Origin of the sequence: Dietzia sp. DQ11-71, from assembly GCF_014144995.1 — a bacterium.
In the GTDB taxonomy this organism is placed as follows: Bacteria; Actinomycetota; Actinomycetes; order Mycobacteriales; family Mycobacteriaceae; genus Dietzia; species Dietzia kunjamensis.
The window spans coordinates 1-4845 of the sequence record NZ_JAALDT010000124.1 but is presented as its reverse complement, the minus strand read 5'-3'; the positions used below and the strand labels follow the sequence as shown (position 1 = coordinate 4845).

Annotated in this window: 7 protein-coding genes; 3 read left to right on the top strand and 4 right to left on the bottom strand. The window is 70.4% G+C overall.

The genetic code is table 11. From position 1 onward, the window contains the following. The coding region (locus tag G6023_RS05230) for a cupredoxin domain-containing protein (protein WP_472986422.1) at positions 1-384 on the top strand (384 nt) is incomplete at its 5' end. Positions 385-517: 133 nt separating this feature from the next. Further along, positions 518-1432: a VOC family protein gene (locus tag G6023_RS05225; protein ID WP_182634295.1), complete on the top strand. Its 915-nt coding sequence runs from the start codon at positions 518-520 to the stop codon at positions 1430-1432. A gap of 19 nt (positions 1433-1451) precedes the next feature. Here G6023_RS05225 and bluB read toward each other — a convergent pair whose 3' ends face one another. Further along, positions 1452-2060, bottom strand: coding sequence for a 5,6-dimethylbenzimidazole synthase (bluB, locus tag G6023_RS05220; protein WP_182634293.1), 609 nt, complete (start codon positions 2058-2060; stop codon positions 1452-1454). 88 nt (positions 2061-2148) lie between these two features. Between bluB and G6023_RS05215 the strand changes: the two genes are divergently transcribed. Then, complete coding sequence (locus G6023_RS05215) at positions 2149-2286, top strand: hypothetical protein (protein WP_167457859.1); 138 nt, start codon at positions 2149-2151, stop codon at positions 2284-2286. 59 nt (positions 2287-2345) lie between these two features. On the opposite strand, the gene G6023_RS05210 is transcribed toward G6023_RS05215, so the two are convergent. From G6023_RS05210 to narJ, 3 genes are read right to left on the bottom strand one after another with little or no spacing between them, the layout of a single operon-like run. Further along, a complete protein-coding gene (locus G6023_RS05210; RefSeq protein WP_347570721.1) occupies positions 2346-3380 on the bottom strand; it encodes a tellurite resistance/C4-dicarboxylate transporter family protein in 1035 nt (344 codons plus the stop codon). A gap of 1 nt (position 3381) precedes the next feature. Then, positions 3382-4203, bottom strand: coding sequence for a respiratory nitrate reductase subunit gamma (gene narI / locus G6023_RS05205; protein ID WP_182634291.1), 822 nt, complete (start codon positions 4201-4203; stop codon positions 3382-3384). Further along, a complete protein-coding gene (gene narJ, locus G6023_RS05200) occupies positions 4200-4832 on the bottom strand; it encodes a nitrate reductase molybdenum cofactor assembly chaperone (protein ID WP_182634297.1) in 633 nt (210 codons plus the stop codon). The genes narI and narJ overlap by 4 nt, the downstream gene beginning before the upstream one ends. Positions 4833-4845: the final 13 nt, after the last annotated feature.

The window sequence follows — 4845 nt, the reverse complement described above, 5'->3', positions numbered from 1 at the left end:
GACTCCGGCAAGATCGCGGCCGGGCAGCCCGACCTGGTGATGTTCAACGGGCACGCGACCCAGTACCGGCGGGACCCTTTGACCGCCCGGGTCGGCGAGACCGTGCGCGTGTGGGTGGTGGCGGCCGGACCGAGTGACGGGACGAGCTTCCACGTGGTGGGCTCACAGTTCGACACCGTGTACAAGGAGGGCGCCTACCTGCTGCGGGACGGGCGGGACGCCTTCGGCGGTGGGAACGGGGGCGCACAGGCGCTCGACCTGGCCCCGTCGCAGGGCGGGTTCGTGGAGATGACCTTCGTCGAGCCCGGGCGCTACACGTTCGTGGACCACTCGTTCGCCGACGCCGAGAAGGGCGCGGCGGGCTTCCTCGACGTCACGGAGTAGGCGCCCCGGAGTAGGCGCCCCGGCCGGCGGTCCCGCGGGGGTGGGTGACGCATCACGGAATAGGCGAGCGGGTGGGCCGGTTGATATAGATGACACATCACGCAACCGCGATGCCGAGAGCAAGGAGGGCACCATGCCCGTCTACGTCCAGAACCCCGATCCCCGCAGCCTGGCCGAGCGCCCGGCCGACGACCTGCTCGCGGCGGACACGCGCATGGGCGCGGTCGAACTCCTGGTCCGGGACCTGGACTCGATGATCGCGTTCTACGCCGACGGCGTGGCCCTGGACGTGCTCGAGCAGACCGGCGAGACCGCCGTGCTCGGCCGGGCGGGTCGACCGATCGTGCGGATGCGCCGCATGCCCGAGCTGCCGCCGCGCAGGCAGGGGCAGGCCGGACTGTTCCACACCGCGGTGCTGTTCGACGACGAGCCGTCGCTGGCCGCGGCCGTCGCCTCGGTCGCCCGGCATGCGCCGAGATCCTTCACCGGCAGCGCCGATCACCTCTACAGTCAGGCGTTCTACTTCGACGACCCCGAGGGCAACGGTGTCGAGCTGTACACCGACCGGCCCCGCGACACCTGGGCCACCGAGCCCCACGGGTTGCTGAAGGTGGCCACCAACCCGCTGGACCCCAACGCCTTCCTGCGCACGCACCTCACCCCGCCGGTCGCCGGTTCGTCGATCGGGACGTCCGCGGCACTGGGGCACGTCCACCTCCAGGTCGGCGACATCGGGACAGCCCGCGACTTCTACGTCGACGCCCTCGGCTTCGAGGTGATGAGCGACGTCGGCTCCGCACTGTTCATCGCCGCCGGCGGGTACCACCATCACATCGCGGTCAACACCTGGGGCACGGCCGGCGCCGGCCCGCGCGCGGCGGCCCTGGGCCTGGGCCGGGTGAACATCGAGCTGCCCACCGCGGACGATGTCGACGCACTCCGGCAGCGACTGGCCGACCACCGGATCGAGACACGTCACGACGGCGCGGTCCTGCGATTCGACGACCCGTGGGGGACCGTCATCGAGGTCGGGGTCGAGCGGGCCTGACCCCGGTCCCCCGGCGTGGTCAGACCCAGTCGACGGACAGCGGGGAACGACGTCCCCACCCGACGGTCTGCAACAGTGGTTCGTCCAGCTCCAGGGCAGGGTACCCGAGGCACAGGTAGGCCAGAGGGCGTGCGCCCGGCGGAAGCCGCACGCTGTCGGAGAGATGGCCGGGTTCCACGAGACTCACCCATCCCATACCGAGGCCTTCCGCCGTCACCGCCAGCCACAACAGGGTGATCGCGGCGACCACGCTGTACTCGGTCGCCGCCGGGACGCTGGTGGTCCCGAGGATCGGACCCGGCGGCGGCACATGGCTGACCACCAGGCCCACGGGCGCCTGGAGGATGCCCTCCAGGCGGAGCGAGTCGTACAGTTCGCGGCGTTCGCCGCCGAACCGTTCGGCCTCGGCGGCGCGGACCGCGCAGAAGCCGGCGTGGATGGATTCCCGTACGGCCCGGTCCTCGACCACCGTGACGTGCCACGGCTGGCTCAGTCCGACACTCGGCGCGACCGCGAAGACCTCGAGCAGTCGCTCGATGGTCTCCCGCGCGACCGGTGTCGGGTGGAAGTGACGATGGTCGCGGCGGGTCGACAGGATGCGCCACAGGGCGTCGCCGTCACTTCTCATATCCGTACTCCTCGGACTCCACTCTCGACCGGTCGCGGTAGGGGCCCACCGACTCTAGACTGGCGGCCCCCGGACATGGAGGTACACGATGGCATTCCTACGCAATGCACTGAGGAGCGGGATCGCGCTCAAGGCCGTACAGGTGGTCAAGCGCGAGGCCTCGAAGCCCGAGAACCAGCGCAAGGCCCGCGAGTTCGCGGAGAAGATGCGCAACCGCCGGCGCTGACGGTTCGACCCGTCCCGCCCCTGACGGCGGGGCGGGTTCGGCACCGCCACTCCGGCCCGTCATGTCGGGACCCGCGTGACCCGCGGGAGTCTGGATCGGATCATGCCGACGAGCGCGATGAGCCAGGCCGCGACCGCGACCCACATCCACGTCTCGCCGATCCAGGCGACGATCGGCAGGTCGTCGGCCCGCCCGAGGTACATCCCCGCGACGGCGTACATGCCGAGCGGGAAGACGATCGACCACCAGGTGGGTTCGAATCGGAACGGCACCCTCTTGATCCCGTGACGCCACACCCCCACCGCCACCAGGGCCGGGATGAGCCAGGTGGCGAAGCACCAGAACACCACGACCAGGCCCGCGACGAGTCCTCGCACGGCGTCGACCATCGGGGCGCTGGCCATCTCCACGATCCGTGCGCCGGCGACGACGGTGATCGCCACCGCCCCCATCGAGACCCAGTACGGGGGATCGAGCTCCCGCGGATCCAGCGGGTAGAGCATGAGCCGGAGCGAGACGAACACCGCGCACGCCACGTAGAGGACGACGCCGACCGACCAGGACGCCACGGCCACGATCGCGAGGGCGTCGCGGGCCGACTCGACGTGGGGCTCCAGGGTCGCCGCGGCGACGGCCACCGACTGGCTGGCGACGACCCAGATGAACCAGGTGCCGTTGGCCTCCGCGACCACGGGGCGCTCGTCGCGGGACAGGACCGCGACCCAGGGGACCGTGTAGCCGAGCACGATCCAGACGGCCGCGCCGACGCAGAGGAGCGCCACGGACGCCACGAGCAGGTGCCGCCCCGCGAGCGCCACCGCGAGGACGTTCGTCCCCGCGACGAACGTGAAGAAGAGGAACGCGGTGCGGGAGTCATGCAGGTCGGCGACGACCTCGGCGCGGAAGGCGATCAGCCGCCACAGGGTGAGGAGCACGAGGATCCCGTACTCGATCGCGGTGAGCACGATCAGGATCACGGACACCGTCTCCCAGCCCCGCTGCCCGGCTCCCACGGCGACGATCCCCGTCGCCATGACCATGGCGAAGTACCCCGGAGACAGTCGCGCGGGCGTCGGGCTGCGTGACCGGGTCACCTCAATGACGTGGTACGCGGCTCGATCCGGACCGGGCCCGCCCGGCGCCGATCTCGCGGCTCACGTCGCCGACGTCCTCGCGCATCCAGCCCCGGCGGTACGGGCGGTTGCCGAACTGGCCTGCCGGACGCGACCGGTACACGACGTAGGGACGCCACAGGTAGCCGATCGGCGCGGAGAACACGTGGACCAGCCGGGTGAACGGCCAGATGGCGAACAGCAGGAACGCCACGATCGCGTGCAGCTTGAACGACATGGGCGCGGACAGCATCAGTGCCGGATCGGGCTGGAACCAGAAGATGCCTCGGAACCACACCGACAGCTCCTCGCGGTAGTCGTAGTGGCTGAGGATGTTGCCGACGATGGTGTTGGCCATGCCCAGGAAGATCGTCGCGGCCAGGAAGACGTACATGACCTTGTCGTTGACGGTCGTGGCGGAGAAGACCGGCCCGACCGTGCGGCGACGGTAGATGAGGATCACGAGTCCGACCACGGTGCAGAAGCCGGCGATCGCCCCGATGATCACCGCGATCCAGTGGTAGGCGTCGTTGCTGATGCCCACGGCCTCGGTCCACGACTTGGGGATGACCAGGCCGATGATGTGGCCGCCGACCACGAAGAGGATGCCGAAGTGGAACAGCGGGCTGCCCCAGCGGAGCAGGCGCGACTCGTAGAGCTGACTGGAACGGGTGGTCCACCCGAACTTGTCGTAGCGGTACCGCCACCAGTGGCCCACGACGAAGATCGCCAGGCACACGTACGGCAGGATCACCCAGAGGAAGATGTCCAGGATCGTCACCTCGGCTGCAGTCGTTCCGATCATGGCCGGGCCCCGCTTTCCAGGTAGGACGAGGAGGTGAACGCCTCCAGGCCGACTTCCTCGTCGGGCGGCCCCTGGGCGACGAGTCTGCTGACGGCGTCGCGGTCGTGCCCGCCGATAGCCGGGAGGGTGGCCGAGACGGTCTCCAGCGCGCCGAGCCAGGGCGAGCCGCGGTCGGCCAACGAGATCCGCAGCAACTCGAGACCGGCGCGGTGCTGGACGAGCAGCGCACGGCAGCCGTCGAGATCGCACTGCGCACCGAACTCGAGGACCACGCCGAGGTGGTCGGGGAGCTCCCCGGCCCCGAGTTCGGCACCGGCCGCCTTGTACGCCTCGATGAAGTCGACGAGTGCGGTGCCGCGCTTGCGGGTGTCCCCGTACCGGTAGTAGGTCAGGTAGAGGCAGCAGCGGCGCCGCATGTCGAACGTCTCCACGTACTCCGACTGCAGCTCGTCGAGGGGGGTCGACTCCAGGTGGTCCACCAGACCCAGCAGTGGCCGCGCGACGGCGCCCCGCTCCCCGGCCAGTTCGCGGACGAGCGGCAGCCGGTCGATCAGCTCGGCGGTCGGGTAGTCGATCAGCAGCGAGACGGCCTGGTAGAGCGCGGGGTCGCCGGGCGCCCCGCGGCCCACCGCCGGCCCGCTG